At 69.3% G+C, this 19,576-nt stretch carries 21 protein-coding genes; 10 read left to right on the plus strand and 11 right to left on the minus strand.

The window, feature by feature from the left end; genetic code table 11:
* Positions 1-13 precede the first annotated feature (13 nt).
* The 5 genes from NCG93_RS06735 to NCG93_RS06755 all read left to right on the plus strand — a co-directional run bounded on the left by NCG93_RS06735 (position 14) and on the right by NCG93_RS06755 (position 5,568).
* Positions 14-841, plus strand: a complete 828-nt coding sequence (locus NCG93_RS06735; protein ID WP_194414711.1) for an SDR family NAD(P)-dependent oxidoreductase — start codon at positions 14-16, stop codon at positions 839-841.
* 79 nt (positions 842-920) lie between these two features.
* Entirely contained in the window at positions 921-2,714 is a 1,794-nt protein-coding gene (uidA, locus tag NCG93_RS06740; protein ID WP_194414710.1) for a beta-glucuronidase, read from the plus strand.
* A gap of 20 nt (positions 2,715-2,734) precedes the next feature.
* Positions 2,735-3,973, plus strand: a complete 1,239-nt coding sequence (gene manD / locus NCG93_RS06745) for a D-mannonate dehydratase ManD (RefSeq protein WP_194414709.1) — start codon at positions 2,735-2,737, stop codon at positions 3,971-3,973.
* A gap of 10 nt (positions 3,974-3,983) precedes the next feature.
* The gene (locus NCG93_RS06750; protein WP_252787476.1) at positions 3,984-4,508 is read left to right on the plus strand and encodes a gluconokinase; all 525 of its coding nucleotides are present in this window, start codon (positions 3,984-3,986) and stop codon (positions 4,506-4,508) included.
* A 22-nt stretch (positions 4,509-4,530) separates the two neighbouring features.
* Positions 4,531-5,568 carry a LacI family DNA-binding transcriptional regulator gene (locus NCG93_RS06755; RefSeq protein ID WP_194414708.1) on the plus strand — a complete coding sequence of 346 codons (1,038 nt, stop codon included), beginning with the start codon at positions 4,531-4,533 and terminating at the stop codon, positions 5,566-5,568.
* Positions 5,569-5,709: 141 nt separating this feature from the next.
* Here the strand turns inward: NCG93_RS06755 and NCG93_RS06760 are convergent, their stop codons facing one another.
* Both NCG93_RS06760 and NCG93_RS06765 read right to left on the minus strand, forming a co-directional pair.
* Positions 5,710-6,537: a sugar phosphate isomerase/epimerase family protein gene (locus NCG93_RS06760; protein WP_194414707.1), complete on the minus strand. Its 828-nt coding sequence runs from the start codon at positions 6,535-6,537 to the stop codon at positions 5,710-5,712.
* A gap of 4 nt (positions 6,538-6,541) precedes the next feature.
* A complete protein-coding gene (locus tag NCG93_RS06765; protein ID WP_194414706.1) occupies positions 6,542-8,059 on the minus strand; it encodes an MFS transporter in 1,518 nt (505 codons plus the stop codon).
* A gap of 138 nt (positions 8,060-8,197) precedes the next feature.
* On the opposite strand from NCG93_RS06765, the gene NCG93_RS06770 reads away from it, so the two are divergent.
* A complete protein-coding gene (locus tag NCG93_RS06770; protein WP_194414705.1) occupies positions 8,198-9,163 on the plus strand; it encodes a Gfo/Idh/MocA family protein in 966 nt (321 codons plus the stop codon).
* A gap of 25 nt (positions 9,164-9,188) precedes the next feature.
* Here the strand turns inward: NCG93_RS06770 and NCG93_RS06775 are convergent, their stop codons facing one another.
* The 6 genes from NCG93_RS06775 to NCG93_RS06800 form a co-directional block, all read right to left on the minus strand.
* Entirely contained in the window at positions 9,189-10,037 is an 849-nt protein-coding gene (locus NCG93_RS06775; protein WP_194414704.1) for an ADP-dependent NAD(P)H-hydrate dehydratase, read from the minus strand.
* Positions 10,021-10,746 carry a histidine phosphatase family protein gene (locus tag NCG93_RS06780; RefSeq protein WP_194414703.1) on the minus strand — a complete coding sequence of 242 codons (726 nt, stop codon included), beginning with the start codon at positions 10,744-10,746 and terminating at the stop codon, positions 10,021-10,023. The genes NCG93_RS06775 and NCG93_RS06780 overlap by 17 nt, the downstream gene beginning before the upstream one ends.
* Before the next feature lie 72 nt (positions 10,747-10,818).
* Positions 10,819-11,493 (minus strand): DUF6766 family protein, encoded by a 675-nt coding sequence (locus NCG93_RS06785; protein WP_194414702.1) that lies wholly within the window; start codon positions 11,491-11,493, stop codon positions 10,819-10,821.
* A 3-nt stretch (positions 11,494-11,496) separates the two neighbouring features.
* On the minus strand, positions 11,497-11,622 hold the full coding sequence (locus NCG93_RS06790) for a prominin family protein (protein WP_241741907.1): 126 nt from the start codon (positions 11,620-11,622) through the stop codon (positions 11,497-11,499).
* A gap of 116 nt (positions 11,623-11,738) precedes the next feature.
* A complete protein-coding gene (locus NCG93_RS06795; protein ID WP_194414701.1) occupies positions 11,739-12,719 on the minus strand; it encodes a TIGR03885 family FMN-dependent LLM class oxidoreductase in 981 nt (326 codons plus the stop codon).
* 106 nt (positions 12,720-12,825) lie between these two features.
* Positions 12,826-13,161 carry a DUF7882 family protein gene (locus NCG93_RS06800; protein ID WP_194414700.1) on the minus strand — a complete coding sequence of 112 codons (336 nt, stop codon included), beginning with the start codon at positions 13,159-13,161 and terminating at the stop codon, positions 12,826-12,828.
* A 181-nt stretch (positions 13,162-13,342) separates the two neighbouring features.
* Between NCG93_RS06800 and NCG93_RS06805 the strand changes: the two genes are divergently transcribed.
* The 3 genes from NCG93_RS06805 (at position 13,343) to NCG93_RS06815 (ending at position 15,200) form a co-directional block, all read left to right on the plus strand.
* Positions 13,343-14,047 (plus strand): GAF and ANTAR domain-containing protein, encoded by a 705-nt coding sequence (locus NCG93_RS06805; RefSeq protein WP_194414699.1) that lies wholly within the window; start codon positions 13,343-13,345, stop codon positions 14,045-14,047.
* Complete coding sequence (locus NCG93_RS06810; RefSeq protein ID WP_194414698.1) at positions 14,044-14,787, plus strand: GAF and ANTAR domain-containing protein; 744 nt, start codon at positions 14,044-14,046, stop codon at positions 14,785-14,787. Before NCG93_RS06805 ends, NCG93_RS06810 begins: the two co-directional genes overlap by 4 nt.
* A gap of 74 nt (positions 14,788-14,861) precedes the next feature.
* The gene (locus tag NCG93_RS06815) at positions 14,862-15,200 is read left to right on the plus strand and encodes a hypothetical protein (RefSeq protein WP_194414697.1); all 339 of its coding nucleotides are present in this window, start codon (positions 14,862-14,864) and stop codon (positions 15,198-15,200) included.
* A gap of 69 nt (positions 15,201-15,269) precedes the next feature.
* Here the strand turns inward: NCG93_RS06815 and NCG93_RS06820 are convergent, their stop codons facing one another.
* Both NCG93_RS06820 and NCG93_RS06825 read right to left on the minus strand, forming a co-directional pair.
* The gene (locus tag NCG93_RS06820) at positions 15,270-16,427 is read right to left on the minus strand and encodes a hypothetical protein (protein WP_194414696.1); all 1,158 of its coding nucleotides are present in this window, start codon (positions 16,425-16,427) and stop codon (positions 15,270-15,272) included.
* Between the two features lie 384 nt (positions 16,428-16,811).
* Complete coding sequence (locus NCG93_RS06825) at positions 16,812-17,597, minus strand: DUF2510 domain-containing protein (protein WP_194414695.1); 786 nt, start codon at positions 17,595-17,597, stop codon at positions 16,812-16,814.
* Between the two features lie 134 nt (positions 17,598-17,731).
* Between NCG93_RS06825 and NCG93_RS06830 the strand changes: the two genes are divergently transcribed.
* A complete protein-coding gene (locus NCG93_RS06830) occupies positions 17,732-18,121 on the plus strand; it encodes a TIGR03618 family F420-dependent PPOX class oxidoreductase (protein ID WP_194414694.1) in 390 nt (129 codons plus the stop codon).
* Positions 18,122-18,140: 19 nt separating this feature from the next.
* On the opposite strand, the gene NCG93_RS06835 is transcribed toward NCG93_RS06830, so the two are convergent.
* The gene (locus NCG93_RS06835) at positions 18,141-19,193 is read right to left on the minus strand and encodes a CorA family divalent cation transporter (protein WP_194414693.1); all 1,053 of its coding nucleotides are present in this window, start codon (positions 19,191-19,193) and stop codon (positions 18,141-18,143) included.
* Between the last annotated feature and the right edge of the window lie 383 nt (positions 19,194-19,576).

A 19,576-nucleotide genomic window follows, 5' to 3' on the forward strand; every position in this document is an offset into this window, starting at 1 on the left:
GACAGGAAACCGCATGGCCTATCCCTTCGCCGACGTCTCGTCCACGCCGCTCTCCGAACTCGTCTCGCTCGCCGGACGCCGCGCCCTCGTGACGGGTGGTGCGCAGGGTCTGGGCAAGGCGATCGCCCTGCGCCTCGCCGAGGCCGGGGCCGCCGTGGCGATCGCCGACCTCGACGAGCAGCATGCGGCGATCGCCGCGGACGACGTCGCCGATCGCTTCGGCCGCGCAGCGGTCGGCGTCCGCATGGACGTCGCGGACGCGGCATCCGTCGCTTCCGGCGCTCAGTCGGCCATCGACGCGCTCGGCGGCATCGACGTGTGGATCAACAACGCCGGCATCTTCCCCAGCCAGCCCCTCGTCGAAATGCCGGACGAGACCTGGGAGAAGGTCTTCGCCGTAAACACCCGCGGTGTGCGCAACGGGGCGCGTGAGGCGGTGAACCGCATGCCGGAGGGCGGCGTCATCGTCAACGTCGTCTCGACGGCGGGCTTCCGCGGCATCGCCCCGGGGCTGTCGGCGTACGTCGCGTCGAAGCACGCCGCGCGCGGGCTCACCAAGCAGCTGGCGCTGGAGCTGGCGCCCCGCGGCATCCGCGTTCTGGGCGTCGCGCCGAGCTATGTGCCCACGGAGGGCAACATGGCGATGGCTGCCGCTGCGATGGAGCAGATGGCCGCAGCGGGCGTGGACCTCTCGAACATGCCGGCGGCGATGTCGCAGAGTCTCATCGGCCGCACCGGGGCGCCGGACGACATCGCCCGTGTGGTCCTCTTCTGCGCGAGCGACCTGTCCATGGTGATGACCGGCAGCACGCTGCTGGCGGACGCGGGCGAGACCATCTGATTGGCAACCGATTGCCCAATCTCGACAAACCTGATCTACTAGACCCGTACACCGCAGCGCAGCGCAGGAAGGCCCATCGATGCTGAAGCCCACGCCCACCCCCACCCGCGAACTCGTCAACCTCGACGGAGTCTGGCGGTTCGGGATCGACTCGCGGCTCGGCGAGCAGCCATGGGCGGGTCCGCTCGAGAGCCCGCTCGAGGCCGCCGTTCCGGCGAGCTACAACGACCTCTTCACGGACGCCGAGATCCGGGACCACGTCGGCTGGGTGTACTACCAGCGCGAGGTGCGCGTGCCTCGCGGCTGGAGCGACGAACGCATCCTGCTCCGCTTCGATGCCGCCACCCATGCGGCGCGCGTCTACGTGGACGACGAGCTCGTCGGCGAGCATATCGGCGGCTACACGCCGTTCGACATCGACCTCACCGAGCGCGTGCAGGCCGGTGGCGCGTTCCGCCTGACGGTCGCGGTCAGCGGCGAACTCACGAACGAGACCATCCCGCCAGGCAAGATCGAGGTGGGCATGACCGGCAAGCGGACGCAGACCTACTTCCACGACTTCTACAACTACGCCGGTCTCGCACGCTCCGTCTGGCTGTACTCGGTGCCGGCCACGCGCATCGACGACGTCACCGTGGTGACCGGCTTCGAGGGCACGACCGGCCAGGTGGAGTACCGCGTCGAGGTGATCGGCGACGCCGACGTGCGCGTGCGGCTGACGGATGCCGCGGGTGCGGTCGTCGCCGAGGGCTCCGGTGCGGAGGGCACGCTGTCGGTGGCCGACGTCGTGCTGTGGAAGCCGGGATCGGCGTACCTGTACCAGCTCACGGTGGAGGCCGTGCGCGGCGACGAGGTGCTCGACTCGTACCCGGTCGCCGTCGGCGTCCGCACCGTCGAGGTCCGAGGCCACGAGTTCCTCATCAACGGCGAGCCGTTCTACTTCACCGGCTTCGGCAAGCACGAGGACGCCGCCGTCCGCGGCAAGGGCCACGACGACGCCTACATGGTGCACGACTTCCAGCTGATGGAGTGGTCGGGCGCGAACTCGTTCCGCACGTCGCACTATCCCTACGCCGAAGAGGTGCTCGACTTCGCCGATCGCCACGGCGTGGTCGTCATCGACGAGACGGCCGCAGTGGGTCTCAACATGGGGGTCGTGGGTGGGATGTCGGGCACGCCGCCGTTCCCCACGTTCTCCGAGCAGTACGCGGGCGCCGCGACCCACGCCGCGCACGCCCAGCACCTGCGCGAGCTCATCGGGCGCGACAAGAACCATCCCTCGGTCGTCATGTGGTGCATTGCGAACGAGCCGGCCTCGAATGAGGACGGTGCGCGTGAGTACTTCGAGCCGCTGGTGGACCTCGCCCGTGAGCTCGACCCGACGCGGCCGCTCACCTACTCGCTGGTGATGTTCGCGACCTTCAAGAACGACCAGATCGTCGACCTCTTCGACGTCGTCAGCATGAACCGCTACTACGGCTGGTACATCGCGACGGGCGACCTGAAGACCGCCGAGATGTACCTGCAGGGCGACATCCAGGGCTGGGTCGAGCGCACCGGCAAGCCGATCATGATGACCGAGTACGGTGCCGACACGCAGCCCGGCCTGCACTCGGTGTGGGATCAGGCGTGGACCGAGGAGTACCAGGCGGACCTGCTCGAGATGTACCACCGCGTGTTCGATCGCTTCCCCCAGTTCGTGGGGGAGCAGGTCTGGAACTTCGCCGATTTCGCCACCTCGAACGGCATCCACCGCGTCGACGGCAACAAGAAGGGCGTCTTCACGCGCGACCGCAAGCCCAAGTCCGCCGCTTTCGCCCTGCGCCGCCGCTGGCGCGGGCTCGACGGCCGCAAGCCCGGCTCGGACGCCTGACCCACCCCCGGAGGAACACCATGATCATCGACAAAGCGGAAGTGATCGTCACCAGCCCCGACCGCAACTTCGTGACGCTCAAGCTCACGACGGACGACGGGCTCACCGGGCTCGGAGATGCCACGCTGAACGGTCGGGAACTCGCCGTCGTCGCCTACCTCACCGAGCACGTGGTGCCGCTGCTGATCGGCGCGGATGCCTCGCGCATCGAAGACACCTGGCAGTTCCTGTACCGGTCGGCGTACTGGCGGCGGGGTCCCGTGACGATGGCCGCGATCGCGTCGGTCGACATGGCGCTGTGGGACATCAAGGGCAAGGCGGCCGGGATGCCGGTGTACCAGCTGCTCGGCGGCGCATCCCGCAACGGGCTGATGGCCTATGGGCACGCGTCCGGCAAGGAGCTGCCCGAGCTGTTCGACTCCATCCGGGCGCACCAGGAGCAGGGGTACAAGGCGATCCGCGTGCAGACCGGCGTACCGACGCTCAAGGCGATCTACGGGATCGCCGCGCAGGGCGCCGATGTCGGCGATGCCACGGTCCGGTACGACCACGAGCCGGCCCGCCGCGGCGCGAAGCCGGTCGAGGAAGACTGGGACACCCGCGCGTACCTGAACCACCTGCCCGGCGTGTTCGAAGCGGTGCGGAACGAGTTCGGCCCCGATGTGCCCCTGCTGCACGACGGGCACCACCGGATGACGCCGATCCAGGCTGCTCGCCTGGGCAAGGACCTGGAGCCGTACGACCTGTTCTGGCTCGAGGACTGCACGCCGGCGGAGAACCAGGAGGCGCTGCGGCTGGTGCGTCAGCACACCACCACGCCGCTCGCGATCGGCGAGATCTTCAACACCGTCTGGGACTTCAAGGACATCATCCGCGACCAGCTCATCGACTACGTGCGGGGCGCGGTCACCCACATGGGCGGTATCACGGCCCTCAAGAAGACGCTGGACTACGCGGCGATGTACCAGATCAAGTCGGGCATGCACGGACCGACCGACATCTCGCCGGTCGGCATGGCCGCCGCGATGCACCTCGGGCTGGCGATCCACAACTTCGGCATCCAGGAGTACATGAGGCACGGCGCCAAGACCGATCAGGTCTTCGAGCAGTCGTTCACCTGGACCGACGGGTACTTGCACCCGGGTGACAACCCCGGGCTCGGCGTCGAGCTGAACGTCGACGAGGCGGGCAAGTACCCGTACGAGCAGGCCTATCTGCCGTACAACCGTCTGCTCGACGGCACGGTCCACGACTGGTGAGCGGGACGCCGTGACCGACGAGCGGGGGCCGGCCTCGCCCGGGGCTCGCGTGGTCGTCATGGGCGTGTCGGCGTCGGGGAAGACCTCGGTGGCGATGCGCCTCGCCTCGCTGACCGGAGCGCGGTTCATCGACGCCGACGCGCTGCATCCGGCATCCAACGTGGCCAAGATGGCTGCGGGCACGCCGCTCGACGACGGCGACAGGTGGCCGTGGCTCGACGCCGTCGCCGCGACGCTCGACGCCGCCGACGCTTCGGTGATCGCGTGCTCGGCGCTGAAGCGGTCCTACCGGGACCGGCTCCGGGCCTCGGCGCCCGGGGTCGTCTTCGTCCACCTCACCGGCCCGGCGGAGCTGCTCGCGGCGCGCGCCGACGGGCGCGACGGGCACTTCATGCCGCCGGCACTGCTGCGCTCGCAGCTCGACACCCTCGAGCCGCTCGAGGCGGATGAGGCCGGCATCGAGATCCTCATCGACGCGCCGGTCGCCGAGATTGCGCAGACTGCACTTGAATGGGTGAATGCGCGTGCGCGCTGAGCAATCGACGACAGGAGTCGCGGTGGAGGAACTGCCCCCCGAACTCGCTGCCCGGATCAAGCGCCGGGGCGGTGCCGCGACGATCTACGACATCGCGGAGCTGGCGGGAGTGAACCCGTCCACCGTCTCGCGCGCGCTCAGCAAGCCGGGCCGCATCAGTGAGAAGACCGAGGCGAAGATCCGCGCGGCGGCCGAACGGCTGGACTTCCAGTTCAACCCGATGGCTCGCGCGCTGCCCACCGGCCGCAGCCAGACGATCGGGCTGCTCGTCGCCGACATCACCAACCCCGTCGTGTTCGGCATCGTGCGCGGCGCCGAGCACGCGGCTGCGGCGGCAGGCTACACGCTGGTGATCGCCGAGTCGCAGGAGTCCGGCGAAGCCGAGGCGCAGGCGATCTCACGTCTGCTGCCGAGCGTCGACGGTCTCGTCCTCGCCACCACCCGGCTCGCCGACGAGAAGATCTCGGCCCTCGCTGAGCGCAAGCCGATGGTCCTCATCAACCGTCGCGTGGGCGACGTCGCGGGAGTGCTTCCGGACGTCGAGAGTGGCGTGAACGCGATGATGGACCATCTCGCTGGCCTCGGGCACACGTCCATCGTCTACCTCGCCGGTCCCGAGACCTCATGGATCAGCCGCCGCCGCTGGGAGTCGCTGCTGGACGCCGCAGAGCGCCTCGATGTGGGAGTGGTCGAGATCGGCCCCAACAGCCCCACCATCGAGGGCGGGCGCGAGGTGCTCCGCCGCGTGCAGGCCGCACGCGCGACCGCCGTCATCGCGTTCAACGACCTCATGGCGATCGGGCTCATGCAGGCTGCGGCCGCCGCAGGCATCGACGTGCCCGGAGCACTCAGCGTGGCCGGCTTCGACGACATCTTCGGCAGCGAGCTGATCGTCCCGCCGCTGACGACGGTGCAGGCTCAGCTGGAGCTCGCCGGGCAGCGTGCGGTCGAGAAGGTGCTGTCCCGGCTCGAGGACGGGCGCGACGCCATCGACGAGGGCCTCCTCGCTACCACGCTCGTGGTCCGCGGGAGCACCGGCCCTCGCCCACCCGTTCGCTGAGCGGTCGAGGCGCTTCCTCTCCGTCGCCGGCGCTCCCTGGCTCAGGCGACGGACTACTTTGCCCCGGTCGTTGAGCGAGAGAGGAACGAGCGAGTCGAAACGTCCTGCCCTTGCACGACTTCGCGGCCGCCGAGCGACTCGTCAGTCCGTCATTAGCACGTCTGCGCCGCGTGCTGCCCGCAGGTAGGCGAGCGACTCGCCGATGGCGGCGAAGACGTCGCCCTCGACGTGATCGAACTCGATGACGTCGTAGTCGACGCCGGGGGTGGCCCGAAGGATGCCCGCGATGTCGAGGATGCCGTGCCCCAGGGGCACCTGGTCCAGATGCTCGGCTGCGTAGCCCGTGGTGCCGAAGGGATCGCGGATGCTGCCGCCGTCCTTGAGGTGCAGTGCGACGACACGATGGCCCAGCCGCTGGAGCAGTTCCGGCACATTCTGTCCGGCCATCGCCGCCCAGTACACATCGACCTCGAGGACGACGGCGGGTTCCAGCTTCGACACGAAGTACTCGTACGCGGACGCGCCGTTGATGCGGTGATGAAACTCGAACGAGTGGTTGTGATAGCCGACGCGGACGCCTGCCTCCGCCGCCTCGGAAGCGGCCGCGTTCAGTCGCTCAGCGGTGCGATCGACGTCGTCGGCGCTCTGCCAGCGATCTGCGGGAACCATCGGATCGATCAGCGTCTGAACCCCCAGCGCTCGAGCCGCCTGCAGCGTCATGACGAGCGGCGGCAGCGGCACGCGGCGCCCCTCGTACTCGATGTCGTCGGAGAGGAACGGCGCGTGCGCGGTGGGTGCCGAGAGCCCGTGCCGGACGAGCGCCGTGGCTGTCTCGGGCACGCGGTCGTAGAGCGAGAAGGGCTCCACTGAGCGGATGCCGAGCCCGGCGAGGCGCTCGAAGGTGCCGTCGAGGTCGGCGAGCTGCTCCCGGACGGAGTAGAGCTGGACCGAGATCGCCGGGTGCGTCATCCGGTCAGGCCTTCTTCTTGGCCGCGGCGACGTGGGCGTCCGCCTCAGCGTCGAGGCGCTCGGCGGCGAGGAGCTCGAGCTCGGCGTGTGCGTCGACCCCGACCGACCCCCCGACGATGACCGGCGGGGTGGGGCTGAACTCGGTGGTGTGGTGCGCCTCCTCGCCGCGAGCCTCGAGCTCGGCCTGCGCCTGGGGAAGGATGAACCGGTCGAAGCGGCCGTAGACCATCATGACGACGAAGACGCCGGCGAAGAGTGCGAGCGGGAACCACGAGTACAGTGCGACGATGGCGGAGTTCGCGGCAGGGGCCTGCGTCTCGGCGCCGCCGTCGTAGCCGGCGATGGTGAGCACGAGCCCCACGAACGCTCCGGCGAGGCCCGCGCCGATCTTCGTGAAGATGCCCACGATCGCGCCGATGGTGCTCTCGAGGCGGCGGTTGCCCTTCCACTCGTTGTACGAGCACAGGTCGAGGATCAACACCGCGGCGAGATAGCTCACCGGGAGCAGCGCGAGTCCCGTGAACAGCCCGCCCACGATCAGCATCGGGATGCTGGCGCCCGCGAACGCGTTGATGGTCGAGCCGATCATTCCGGCCACCGCGCCCGCCATGATGATGCGGGAGATGGCGACCCGTTTCATGATCACGGGCAGGAAGATGATGCTGGGCAGGATCAGGATGCCTGCGCCCAGGACGATCGACTGCATGCCGAGATCGCCGACCACGTAACGGAAGTAGTACGCGCCGGCGCCGGCACCGTTGATGGCCGATGCGAAGAGCTGCAGCGCCGCGATGGCGAAGATCCAGGTGTTCCCCTTCAGGGCGACCAGGATGTCGCGGACCTTCACCGGGGGAGCGCCGGCGTCGGCGGTGAGATGCGTCTCTTTCACGAAGACGAACCTGGACATGCCGATGATGGCCAGCGGGATCGCGAACCACGCGATCGCGGTCGACCAGCCTTCGGGCGACTTGCCGGCGGCATTCAGCACCATCGGCAGGGTGACGGTCACCGCGATGGCCCCCAGGGAGGTCACGATGCCGGACCGGGTGGTCACCTTCGCGTAGACCCGGCGGCCGTAGAACGCGCGGGCGAGATAGAGGTTGTCGTTCGCGTCGAGGAGCGTGCGGAAGACGGCCTGGATCATGATGAACGTGACGAAGACCCAGATGATCCGGCCGGTCTCACCGAGCGCGGACGGCGTGGAGAACATCAGCCAGGTCGTCGCCCAGATGCCGATGATCGCGAATTCGTAGGGGCGTGCCTTGCCCCAGCGCGTCTCGGGGCTGCGGTCCACGATGTAGGCCGCCACGAGCGCCAGCGCGGCGTTGCACAGGTTGCTGACGAGAAGGAGCACGCCGACGATCGCGGGGGAGAGGCCCAGGGTGTCGGTGCAGTAGATCGCGACGTAGCCCAGGATGATGAAGTTCGCCGCCGCGGAGAGGCCGGCTCCGGCCCAGGCGACGAGCTTGCCGAAGGGCAGGCGTGCGGTCGGGACCGTCGCGGTCGCCGTTGGTGCTGCCATCGCAGAACTCCTTTGTCATGCTGAACGGCATCGGGACTGCCGCCCCCCAAGTAGAACACGTTTCCTTCCGTTTGACAATCGGTTGCCAAATCCCTCCATCGCCGTCCATGATGGGGGCACGGCGCGGAAGGGGCGACAATGCACGGCTGGGGAATCATCGGCACCGGCGACATCTCTGCGCGGATGGCTGCCGACCTTCGAGCAGTGGCACCGGAGCGGGTGCTCGCCGTCTGGGGGCGACGTCAGGACCGGGCCGACGCGTTCGCCCTCGAGCACGGGATCCCCTTCGCGACAGAGCGGCGGGAAGAGCTGTTCGCGCGCCCGGACATCGATGTCGTGTACATCGCGACGCCGGCCCATACCCACCTCGAGATCGCTTTCGAGGCGCTCGACGCCGGCAAGCACGTCCTCGTGGAGAAGCCCATGGCGACCTCCGCCGCAGACGTCGAGGCCATCTTCGCCAAGGCGCAGGCGACCGGGCGCTTCGCCATGGAGGCGATGTGGATGCGCTTCAATCCGCTCCACGTCGACGTGCTCGAGCGGGTGCGCTCCGGCACTGTGGGCGACGTGCGAGCGGTGCGGGCGAGCTTCGGGACGCCGTTCCGTGCCGCCGGGACGAAGCTCACTCCCGCCCACGCCGGCAGCGCGCTGCGCGACCGCGGCATCTACGCGGTCACCCTGGCGCACTGGTTCCTGGGTGACCCGACGGCTATCTCGGCGACCGGATCGCTCATGGACGGCGTGGACATCGCAGGTCACGCGACCCTGGAACACGGCGAGGGCAGGTTCGCCCAACTCGCGTGGTCGGGCATCGAGTTCCTCGACCTGTCGGCTGCTGTCAGCGGCGAGCGGGGCTGGATCACCCTCGATCCGATGTTCTGGGCCGGCCAGTCGGCACGTGTCCATGCGGGCAGCGTCGAGCGCATCTTCGGCAGCCCCGAACACGTGCAGCACCCGCGCCAGGGAAACGGCTACCGGCCGATGCTGGCGGCCGTCGAAGAGACCATCGCGGCCGGGCGCCTCCAGCATCCGTGGCACGACCGAGACGCGACGCTCGCCGTCGCGCGCAGCATGGACGGGATCGCGGCGCAGTTACCCGATTGACGACCTTCGACAATCGGTTGTTCGGTCAGGCTGAGAGCACGTCCTTCACCGTGGGGGTGAGCTCGGCCGCGAGCTCTCGCGCCAGGAAGCCAAGGCCGATGCGCTCGGTGAGCCGCATCCCCGCGGCGGCGTGGGTCCAGGCACCCCAGATCGCCGCCCTTTCGGGCTCCACGCCGCGGGCCGCGAAGCCGGCGATCGCGCCGGCGCGCACATCGCCGCTGCCCGACGTGCCGAGCCCAGGACCGCCCTCAGGGATCCGCCAGGAACGGCCGTCCGGATGTGCGGTGATCCCGTAGCAGCTGACGACGGCGTCGAATCGCCGCGCGATCTCGAGGAGGTCCGTCAGCTCATCGCCGTCGGCGAGGGGACGGCCGAGCAGGATCGCCGCCTCCTCCTTGTTGGCGCTGAGGACGATGGTGCCCGGCAGTGCGCTCCGGTCGAGGTCGGGCAGCACTCCCACCGCGAACGCGTCCAGCACGAGGCAGGCGGGTGCGGTGTCGGCGACGGCCAGCACCGTGGCACGCGTCTCGTCGGGGTCGTCGAAGCCCGGACCGATCAGCACCGCGTCCGCCGAGGCGAGGTGCTCTCCCAGCCGCCCCTCCAGCGGTGCGTCGGCGTCGTCGGGCAGCGCGTAGATGCCGGCCTCGGGAATCGCGATGCCCACGTGGGCGTCGATGGATGCCGGCACCGCGAGCGCAACACGGCCGGCCCCGACACGGAGCGCCGCCTCGCCCGCCAGGATGACGGCGCCCGGCGAGCTGCGTGCGCCACCGACGATGACGATCTCGCCGCGGCTCTTCTTCGAATCGCCGGGCTCGGGAAGGCCCCACTCCCGCAGCACGGCGCCGCTGACGAGCTCACTCGGGTTCGACATCGGGATTCCCCGGGTGGACGGTGACTTCGGCGCCCTCGCGCTGCAGGTGCGTCACGTCGGCGAAGGTCTCCAGACGCCAGCCGTCCGAGGTGCGCACGAGGTGCGTGACGGACGCGTTGAGCACCGTGTGCCCGGCCGCGAAGTCGAGCAGCTCCTCCTCGCGCATGGGCAGCAGGACATAGAGCAGCAGCATCACGACCGCGTCATGCGCGACGAGCAGCGCACACCGGCCCGGCTGCTCGAGGCCGTCGCGCAGGAACGACCGCAGTCGCAGCGCCACGTCGGCCCACGACTCGCCCCCCGGCGGACGGTGATAGAACTTGCCGAGATGTAGCCGGCGCTCCGTCTCCTCGGGATGGAAGCGCGCGACGCCGCTGCGCGTCAGCAGGTCGAGCACTCCGAGCTCACGGTCGCGCAGCCGCTCGTCGGCCGTCACCGGAACCGTCCGCTCGGCGTCGCCGAGCGCGATCGCGAGCGTCTGCCGGGCTCGGGCATACGGCGGGACCCAGAAGAGGTCGATGTCGTCGCGATGCCCGTCGAGCCATCGGCCGAGCGCCTGCGCCTGCTCCTCACCGGTGGGCGAGAGCGGCACGTCGGCGTCGCGGATGTCGAGCGGGATCCGTTCGGCGCCGTCGATCTCGGCCTGTGTCGCGGCGACATTGCCGACGCTCTCGCCGTGCCGCACCAGCCATAGTTCGTCCACCGCCATGACCCCAGGCTACGAAGCCGGACGAGCCAGAAGGGAGGGGCTTGCGGTCGCATGCGGTCCTGTGCGAACCGTCTACTCGCTCTCCGTCGCGGCGGCGTAGTGGGGCAGCCCGACCGGCTTGGACTCACTCGATCCGCGCTGCCGCAGGAAGATCGAAAGTGCGATCATCGCACCGACGGCCAGGAACTCGGACTGCCAGTTCTGCAGCGTCCGGTTCCAGAAATCGGGCGAGCCCAGGTATTCGACCCACGAGATAGGCGCCTGGCCGTGTTCCGCGTTCTCCGAGTTCATCACGACCGTGCCCGCAAGCGACTGGGCCAACCACGACAACAGGAACACGGTTCCCATGACGAGCAGCAGCGAGTTCGAGAAGATCGTCCGACGGATGCCGCGAGCCCGCGCCCACGATGGGGAGTCCGGCTTCGCGTGCTCGCCGACCATCTGATCCTTGTCCGTGCCAGGGCCCTCGTCGCCCGGCTTCTTCGACTCGGGCGACCCGCGCTGCACGAACCAGATCGTCGCCGCGATGAAGAGGAAGAACTGCAGGAACTCCGACTGCCAGTTCTCGGCGACATCCACCACGAACTCCGAGGACGTCAGGAAGGCACCGAACGCCTCGGGCGGCATCCCGTGCTGCGCCAGTCGCTCGTTGTTCTCGAACCAGCCGGCCACGGACTGCCCGGCGAGGGCGAGCACGAACAGCGCACCGAACACCAGGCTGAGGGCGTTGTCGCGAAGCTGTCGCATGGCTCACCGTCCGATCAGAGGAATCGTGATCATGTAGACGAGGCCGACCGCGAGGACTGCGATCCACGACCAGAACACCACGGCTTCGCCGCGGCGGGGGCCGGCCTCCTCCGGGGTGAAATCAGCCATTGCGCACTCCTTCCTCAGTACGAATCCTCCTGTCCGTATCGCCGGCCACGGGAGGGGATTGACACCGGTGTCATTCGCAACCCGGCAGCGGGGTGGGTTCGTTCATCCCACGTGCTTCACGCGCGCTCCCTGATCGCGGCCTCCCTGATCGCGTCCAGGAGCCCGTCTCTCGCGCGCCGCAGGAAGGGAGTCTGATCCTTGGCGACGGAGTGCAGGAACAGCTCGTCCGCACCGGCCCCGACCAGCGCGCCGAGGCGTTCGGCGACGTCCCGCTCATCGGCGGAGATGAGGATGCCGCGCTCTAGCGCTTTGGTGTCGTCAGGGTCGGCGAGCCGGTCGAAGTCCTCCGGCTGCATGAGATCCCACATCAGTGCCGGGTCCACGGTCGCCTGACGCCACTGGTCCGCCGCGATCCGCAGCGCTTCGGCGCGGGACTCCGCGAAGCTCACATGCACCTGCACCGCGCACGGACCCCTGCCTCCGGCATCCCGATATGCCGACAGGATCCGCCCCACCGTGTCGGCGTCGTGGCCGACGGTCACGACGCCGTCGGCCCAGGACGCCGCCCACGCTGCCGTCTCGGCCGAGGCGGCAGCAGCGCGCAGCGGTGCCGGGTTCTGCGGCCGCGACCAGACGCGCGCGTCGTGTACCGCGAACGCGCCCTCGTGCGTCACTCGTTCGCCGGCGATGAGCCGGCGCATGACGTCTGCAGCCTGCACCAGGCGGTCCTGCCGCTCGGGCTTCGCAGGCCAGGCATCGCCGGTGACGTGCTCGTTGAGCGCTTCGCCCGAGCCGAGGGCGCACCAGAAGCGCCCCTCGAACATCTCCGCCAGAGTGGCCAGCGCCTGCGCGGCGATGACCGGGTGGTATCGCTGCCCGGGAGCGGACACCATGCCCATCGGGAACGACGTCGTAGCGAGGGCCGCGCCGAGCCAGCTCCAGGCGAAGCCCGACTCACCCTGCGCGAGTCCCCACGGGGCGAGGTGGTCCGAGCACATCGCCCCGTCGAAGCCGGCGCGCTCCGCCTCCTGGACGGCGGCGAGCAGTGTCGACGGCGGCAGCTGCTCGTGGGACGCGTGATATCCGAGGAACACCATGCTCTCCAGCGTGGCGTGGCCGCCAGGACTCGCCCACGCCATTGCACGTCATGGGGGCTCGTGCTAACGCCGGGGTGGGCGGGACGGCGGCCAGCGGGACGGCGGCTCAGTGCTCGTGGATCCAGGCAGTGGCGTCGTCGCTGCGCTCGGGAGGCTCGGGCACGATGTGGAGGCCCGTGATCGAGTTCGCGGTGTAGATGAGAGCCTCGATCCACGCCCGGTTGATGGGCGGTTGCCTGCTGCCGTAGAACTTGTAGACGAGAGAGGCGTGCGAGTGGATCCAGACGGTGGTGCGGCCGTTGCCGATACTGGGGTCATCCTTGAAGCTGAACGAGAACGACTCGCCGCGGCGCAGCTTCGCGCTGATCACCACCATGAGGTGAGCCAGCACACGGTCGTCGAAGTCGACCTTGATCGCGCCCTCGTAGATGAACTTGCCCATGAGACCTCCGGATGCCGGGATCCGAGCGACGGACCGGACCGCGGGTACATTCCGGTCACCTGCACCTGAAGACAGGATGCACCCGATCGGGGCCTCTCCGCGCCCCCTTCGACGGCGCGCACTCGGCACCAGGTGCTGGGCAGGCTCGGTCCGCGCGGGTAGCGTGGGGCGAGGAGAGATGATGAGCAGCAACTTCGCCGCCGCGTTGGCGCACCTCGAGCAGTCCGGCGATCGGCCCGAAGAGTTCAGCACGCCGTTCGTCGAGTTCCTGCCGATCAGCGGGGCGGCGGTGTCGACTCTCGGGGACGTCTTCGGCAGCGAGACCCTGTCGGCGAGCGACGACCGGGCGGCGCGTCTGGACGAACTGCAGTTCGACCTCGGCGAGGGCCCGTGCTGGGATGCGCTGCGCAGTGCACGTCCCGTCTCCGCGGCATCCCTTCAGTCGGAGGGTCGCGAGCGATGGCCGGCATTCGTCGGTGCCCTCGACGGGGAGGAGGTCAGCTCGCTGTTCGCCTTCCCACTGCTGGTCGGCGCCCTGCGCATCGGCGCCGTAGACCTCTACTCCCGTCAGCCCATCGCGCTGAACCCCGACCATGAGCAGCGGGCATCCGCACTCGCGTACGTGATCAGCCGGCACGTCCTGCGGCTGGCGCTCGACGAGCACGCCCGCGAGGAGGACCTCCAGCAGCCGCTCTCGCGTCGCGTCGTACATCAGGCGACCGGCGTCGTCCTCGCCCAGCTCGACCTGACGCCGGAGGATGCGCGTCTCGTGATCCAGGGGCAGGCGTACGCCACGGGCAGGTCCATGGCGGATGTCGCGGAAGACGTCGTCGCCGGGCGCCTGCGCTTCACGCGGCGCGACGACAGGATCGAGGTCGAGTCATGACGAAGACCTCGCGCGACAGTCGGATGCTCCAGACCTTCGCCATGCTGGCCGACACCATGGTCGACGACTACGACGTGGTCGACCTGCTCCAGCTTCTGGTCGATGCCTGCCACGACGTCCTCGGGATCTCCGCCGCGGGCATCCTGCTGGCCGACGACGTGGGCGACCTGCAGGTCGTCGCCTCGACGAGCGAGGCGAGCCGCCTGGTGGAGCTCATGCAGCTGGGCGCCCAGGCCGGCCCGTGCATCGAGTGCTATCGCACCGGGGCGGCCGTCACAGTCGCCTCGATCGCGTCGGTCCCCGAGAAGTGGGGTGCGTTCCGCGACAGTGCGACCGCGCACGGCTTCGGCGCCATCGATGCCGTGCCGCTGCGCCTTCGCGACACCACCATCGGGGCACTCAACCTGCTTCGTGTGGAAGAGGGCCCTCCCGACGACTTCGATGTCGTCGCGGCGCGGGCCTTCGCCGACGTCGCCACGATCGGCATCCTCCACGAGCGCTCGCTGCGGGAGTCCGAGCTGCTTGCACATCAGCTGCAGCAGGCTCTCCAGTCGCGGATCGTGATCGAGCAGGCCAAGGGTGTCGTGTCATTCACGAACGGCGTCCCGATCGACGACGCCTTCCAGATCATCCGCTCGTACGCCCGCCGCAACCAGCTGCCACTGAGCGCCGTCGCGGCGCGGCTGGTCAATCGCGAGCTCCGCATCGGCGAACCGGACGCCGACGGACTACCCGGCTGACACGCCGAAAACCCGGGCGTATACTTGCCGCGCGCCCCGGACCCCGGCGTTCTCACGGAAGACCGGGTGCACACATGAAGTTCTTGACGAACGGGACAGGGACCTACCTGACCGGCGACCGGATCGCCGACGCCGTGGTGCGGCTCGGGATCGCACTCTCGAACGAGCAGCGTGTCGACGTCGTCGAGATCCCCTATCGCGCCGCCCATGGAGGAATCGAGCAGGCGATGCTCACGATCGGATGGCAGACGCGCGTGAACGCTGAGACGCATTCGACCGCGGGGGACGAACTCGTCGATCACCGTGCGGTCCAGGCCATCGTCGCCCAGGCGCATCGCCTCGTTCCCCACGGCGACACACCCATGTCACGCGATGAGGTGGGCCACACGCAGGGGTACGACGACTTCGCGTGATGCCGCAGGCGTCACTCCGAGATCTCGGCGACCGGCCCTCGATCGTGGCGGCTCAGCGGTGGGTCGGGGTCACAGCAGCATCACGACGTCGGTGATCACCCAGATGCCGTCCACCAGGACCACGGTGTAGACCCAGTACTCGTCGACCGGGATGGGGGCGTCCATCACCTGGCCGTCGGCATCCGTGAGCGAGTCGTAGGTCTCGTGCGACTTGATCTCGAACTTGGTCGCCGACGACCGCTCGATGTCCGTCGGCGTGAGGGCGAAGTTGGCGATGGACTCGCTGTACGAGCGCGATGCGGGGCCGAAAGCCGCGCAGCCGCTCGTGTTCAGCGCGGTGCGGAAGGATGCGGTGGTCGACGCCAGATACGCGTCGCAGTCGACCTCGAGCCACGCGTCGTTGTACGCGCGCATGGTCTCGATCGCCGCCCGTTCGTTCGCGTTCGACGGCTCGTCCTCCGCCGCGGCGCCGTTCTCTCCCTCGGCGATCTTCCACGTGCCGTCCTCGTCGACGAGGTGGTATCGGTAGGGCGCGCCGGCCTCGTACGGCGGGTCGATCGGAGCGCCGGACTCGTCGACGTCGAGAGTGCACACCTCGACCACGTCGACGATGATCTCGCCCATGTGCGGATCGACGTTGGTGCGGTAGCGCATGTCTTCGGGGTGGACGTCCATCGGGCAGTAGGCGTTCTGATCGCTGATGGACTGCTCGAAGGCGGGGCAGTCCGTCCACGCCATCAGTTCGCGATAGCCCGCCGTCGTCGACGCCTCGAGGGCAGCGCAGTCCCCGGATGAGTATGCCGCTCGCCAGTCGGACATCGTCCGGGCGACCGCCTGCTTCTCGGCGGAGGTCAGTTGGCCCTCGGTGCGACCGTCGGTGACGTCGTGGAGGGCATCGACCTTCCACGCCCCGTCGGCGCGGACGAGGTGGTATCGATGGTCGGCCTCGAGCGTCACCGGAGTGGCGACCGGCCGACCGTTCTCGTCGATGTAGCTCTGAGCCGCGGTGTGCAACAGCGCCGCCATCGTCCCGCGACCGAGTCCCACCGCGGAGATCGGTGTCAGCTCGAGTGATTCCAGAATCTCAGCGCGGTCGCCGGCGTACTGAGCGAAGACCTCGCAGTCTCCCAGGCCGATGCGCTCCCGGTACGCGGTGGTCGTCGCCGCGACGAACCCGTCGCAGTCCTCTTCGGCGAAGGCCCGTTCGTAGGCAGCGACAGCCCTCATGACGTCCGCCGCGTTCCCGTCGGAGTCGGAGGGCGACGGAGACGGCACGGCGGAGAGCCTCACGTCGGGCGTGGACGTGGAGGCTGCCGCCACGGCAGGGAGCGAGGTGATGGCGGCCGCGCCCACGATGACGGTCAGAACCGCCGCGCCGATCCGTCGATGTCGCCACCGTGGCCGTCGAGATGCCCGATGCCGTTCGTTGTCGCGGGCATATCCGCCGACAGTGTCGGCGGTGCGTCGGGTGCGGCCACGGCCGCTGCCGGACGAGCCCCCAGAGCTCCCCATGGCCGGAGCATAGCCCTTGGCGACGGCGACGGCATCAATCGATCCAGAACCGATGCCCGCCCCGCCGTCGCGCGGCTCCGCCGTCACGCGGGCGCCGGATCACTGCAGGTCGTCGATGACCCAATCGTCGCCGTCGGCGACGACGGTGTACACCCAGTCGATCGAGTCATCGGTGGGTTCGTCGAGCGGCTCGCCGTTGTCGTCGACCAGGGCGGTGAAGGTCTCAGTGGTGGTCACGACGATCGCGTCCTCCTCCTGCCGGACGTCGGTGACCTCGACCTCGTAGTCCTCGACCGCCGACCCGAACGCCTCGGCTTCGCTCTCGAATGCCGAGCAGTCCGTGAGCCCGGATTCCGTGCGGAAACCCTCCGTCGTCGACGCCACGTACGCGTCGCAATCGGCGTCCTGCCAGGCGTCGTCGTAAAGCTCGACCGCCGCGACCGCGGCCTGCTGATCGGCGTCGGCGGGCCCGCCCGAGCCGGACGAGCCGATCTGCCCGACACCGGCGACCAGCAGCCGGGACAGGAGCACGCCCGCGAGGATGAGGAACGCGAGCACGACGACGCCGACGATCACCCATACGATCCAGAGCTTGGACTTCGGCGGTGACGGAGGAGTCGCCGGTGCCGGGGACGCGGGCGCCCCGACGGAGGGCACGGCTCCAGCATCCTGGTACGCCCCGACAGGGGCGAGCGGGGCGGATGAGTCGGAGGGATATCCGGGATCGTGAGTGGCCGCAGCGTCGGTCGCGACCGCGTCCGGACCGGGCGCAGGTTCCGCCGGGACGGGGTCGGGTTCGGCGACGTGCTCCGTCCACCGCGAGCCGTCCCACCACCGCAGGGCACTGTGGCCGTCGTCGTACCACCCGGGCGGAGTCGTCGTCATGCGAGAACGATAGACCCGCGGCATCCGTCTCCGGCAGAGCAGTGGCTGCAGCGCGGCACCCTTCCCTCGGATGTGGCGGAGATCTCAGCACCGCGATGACCGTCGGCCCGTCTCACGGCGACTAGCGTGGGATCATGCGGGAACTGTCGGAGGCGGGGGTCGAGTTCGTCCGCGAGCGGCACATCGGCACGCTGTCGACCATGGCGCGGTGGGGCGGCATCCATTCGGTCCCGGTCGGCTTCACCTTCGACGGCGGCGTTCTGCGCATCATCACGTCACGCGACTCGCAGAAGGTGCGCAACATCCTGCGCGACGGCACCGCGACGGTCAGCCAGGTCGACGGGGCGCGGTGGCTCGCATTCCCGGCACGCGCGACGGTGCACGACGATCCCGAAGAAGTCGCGCGGGCGGTCGAGCTCTACGCGCGGCGGTATCGTCAGCCGCGCGTGAATCCGTCCCGGGTCGCGATCCAGCTGGTGCCGGAGCGACTGATGGGCAGCAGCGGGCTTCTCCGAGCGGCGTGATCCGTCTCAGCGCTGCCGGTCAGAGCCAGCGGCGGCGCTTGAAGAGCCCGTAGATCACGAGATCGAGGACGACGATCGTCAGTCCGATCACGATCCACCCGTACTGCCACTGCACGAGCGGGATGTTCTTGAAGTTCATGCCGTAGAGCCCGGCGATGAGGGTCGGCACGGCGAGGAGAGCCGCGAAGGCCGAGATCGTGCGCATGTCCTGGTTCTGCCGCGCCGCCACGTTGTTCTCGTAGCTGGAGAGGATCGCATCCAAACCCTTGCTCTGGTTGTTGATCAACGCCGCGGTCCCCGCGGCGTCGTCCAGCAGGTCGTGCAGGTACGGCACGATGCGCTCGCTGCCGACGGTGAGCGTCTCGAGATGGCGGGTGCTCTCGTGCAGCGCCGCGGCGATGCTCGAGACGGCACGGTCCACGCGGCCGATGTCCTTGCGGATCCGGTAGATGCGGTGGTGGTCCTCGCGCTCGCTCTCGCTGAAGACCTGCTCCTCGAGCTCTTCGAGGGCGGACTCGACGGCCGCCGCCGCTCGGGCGTAGCCGTCGACGATCTCGCCCATGATCGTGTAGGCCGCCGGCATCGTGTCGGTGCGCGCCTGGTCGGGCGCCTCTTCCAGCAACTTCGGCAGATCGGGCGGATTGCCGCCGTTGCCGCGCTGCACCGTGAGCAGCCAGCCCTCGCCGATGTAGAGGAACGTCTCGCCCAGCACGAGCGCCTCCTCGGGCGTGTGGAGCACGTTCCAGAGCATGACGAAGAGATGCTCGTCGAACTTCTGCACCTTCGGCTGCTGCCGGCGTGAGACGACGTCGGCGACGGCGGTGGGATGGATGCCGAGCACGTCGCGCGCGCGTCGCACGGTGTCTTCATCGGGCTCGAAGAGGTGCAGCCAGATGAACTCGTCCTTCCGGCGGATGCGGCGGACGATGGGCGGAACGTCCTCCAGTGCGGCATCTGTCAGCGGCTCGATCTCGCTGCCGACGATGAAGATCCGGAGCGAGTCGTCGTCGGTGTCGGCCGGGGCGAGATCGCGCGTGGCGGACTCGTTCTGCTCCTGCGACGGTTGCGGCATCAGCGGTACCTCCCACGGCGTGTCGTCGGGTCGCTCCGCGTGGCATTCGACCGCGCGAGCGTGAACGCCGCGGGCACGGGTAGCCCGGCGCTCAGCCGTCGCCGGGAATCTAGCCCCGCCGGGGCGCGAAGCCCGAGGGGGTTGCGGCGGCGGTCGGCCTGTGCAACCGCCGCCGGCGGCACCCGGCGGCGCCATGCGGAGGATGCCCGGCTTACTGGATGGAACGCGCGTTGCCGACGTCGTGGCGGCCCGCCTACATTCTCAGCAACCCGAGGGTCGATCCGGGTTCCCGCTCCCCAGGCGGGGCCGGAGGCCGTCATCGGCCGAGTGCGGCGATCGCGCTTCGACGCCCCGAGGACCACCTCGAATGATCGAAGGAGATC

This window comes from Microbacterium yannicii (assembly GCF_024055635.1).
Taxonomy (GTDB): Bacteria; Actinomycetota; Actinomycetes; order Actinomycetales; family Microbacteriaceae; genus Microbacterium; species Microbacterium yannicii.

Excerpts from the sequence above, each read along its gene's own strand:
- NCG93_RS06820 (WP_194414696.1), bottom strand. The coding sequence starts at position 16,427 with ATGAGGGCTGTCGCTGCCTACGAACGGGCCTTCGCCGAAGAGGACTGC.
- NCG93_RS06825 (WP_194414695.1), bottom strand. The coding sequence starts at position 17,597 with ATGACGACGACTCCGCCCGGGTGGTACGACGACGGCCACAGTGCCCTG.
- NCG93_RS06785 (WP_194414702.1), bottom strand. The coding sequence starts at position 11,493 with ATGCGACAGCTTCGCGACAACGCCCTCAGCCTGGTGTTCGGTGCGCTG.
- uidA (WP_194414710.1), top strand. The coding sequence starts at position 921 with ATGCTGAAGCCCACGCCCACCCCCACCCGCGAACTCGTCAACCTCGAC.
- NCG93_RS06810 (WP_194414698.1), top strand. The coding sequence starts at position 14,044 with ATGACGAAGACCTCGCGCGACAGTCGGATGCTCCAGACCTTCGCCATG.
- manD (WP_194414709.1), top strand. The coding sequence starts at position 2,735 with ATGATCATCGACAAAGCGGAAGTGATCGTCACCAGCCCCGACCGCAAC.
- NCG93_RS06735 (WP_194414711.1), top strand. The coding sequence starts at position 14 with ATGGCCTATCCCTTCGCCGACGTCTCGTCCACGCCGCTCTCCGAACTC.
- NCG93_RS06815 (WP_194414697.1), top strand. The coding sequence starts at position 14,862 with ATGAAGTTCTTGACGAACGGGACAGGGACCTACCTGACCGGCGACCGG.
- NCG93_RS06830 (WP_194414694.1), top strand. The coding sequence starts at position 17,732 with ATGCGGGAACTGTCGGAGGCGGGGGTCGAGTTCGTCCGCGAGCGGCAC.
- NCG93_RS06790 (WP_241741907.1), bottom strand. The coding sequence starts at position 11,622 with ATGGCTGATTTCACCCCGGAGGAGGCCGGCCCCCGCCGCGGCGAAGCC.
- NCG93_RS06765 (WP_194414706.1), bottom strand. The coding sequence starts at position 8,059 with ATGGCAGCACCAACGGCGACCGCGACGGTCCCGACCGCACGCCTGCCC.
- NCG93_RS06780 (WP_194414703.1), bottom strand. The coding sequence starts at position 10,746 with ATGGCGGTGGACGAACTATGGCTGGTGCGGCACGGCGAGAGCGTCGGC.
- NCG93_RS06800 (WP_194414700.1), bottom strand. The coding sequence starts at position 13,161 with ATGGGCAAGTTCATCTACGAGGGCGCGATCAAGGTCGACTTCGACGAC.
- NCG93_RS06775 (WP_194414704.1), bottom strand. The coding sequence starts at position 10,037 with ATGTCGAACCCGAGTGAGCTCGTCAGCGGCGCCGTGCTGCGGGAGTGG.
- NCG93_RS06805 (WP_194414699.1), top strand. The coding sequence starts at position 13,343 with ATGAGCAGCAACTTCGCCGCCGCGTTGGCGCACCTCGAGCAGTCCGGC.
- NCG93_RS06760 (WP_194414707.1), bottom strand. The coding sequence starts at position 6,537 with ATGACGCACCCGGCGATCTCGGTCCAGCTCTACTCCGTCCGGGAGCAG.
- NCG93_RS06770 (WP_194414705.1), top strand. The coding sequence starts at position 8,198 with ATGCACGGCTGGGGAATCATCGGCACCGGCGACATCTCTGCGCGGATG.
- NCG93_RS06835 (WP_194414693.1), bottom strand. The coding sequence starts at position 19,193 with ATGCCGCAACCGTCGCAGGAGCAGAACGAGTCCGCCACGCGCGATCTC.
- NCG93_RS06795 (WP_194414701.1), bottom strand. The coding sequence starts at position 12,719 with ATGGTGTTCCTCGGATATCACGCGTCCCACGAGCAGCTGCCGCCGTCG.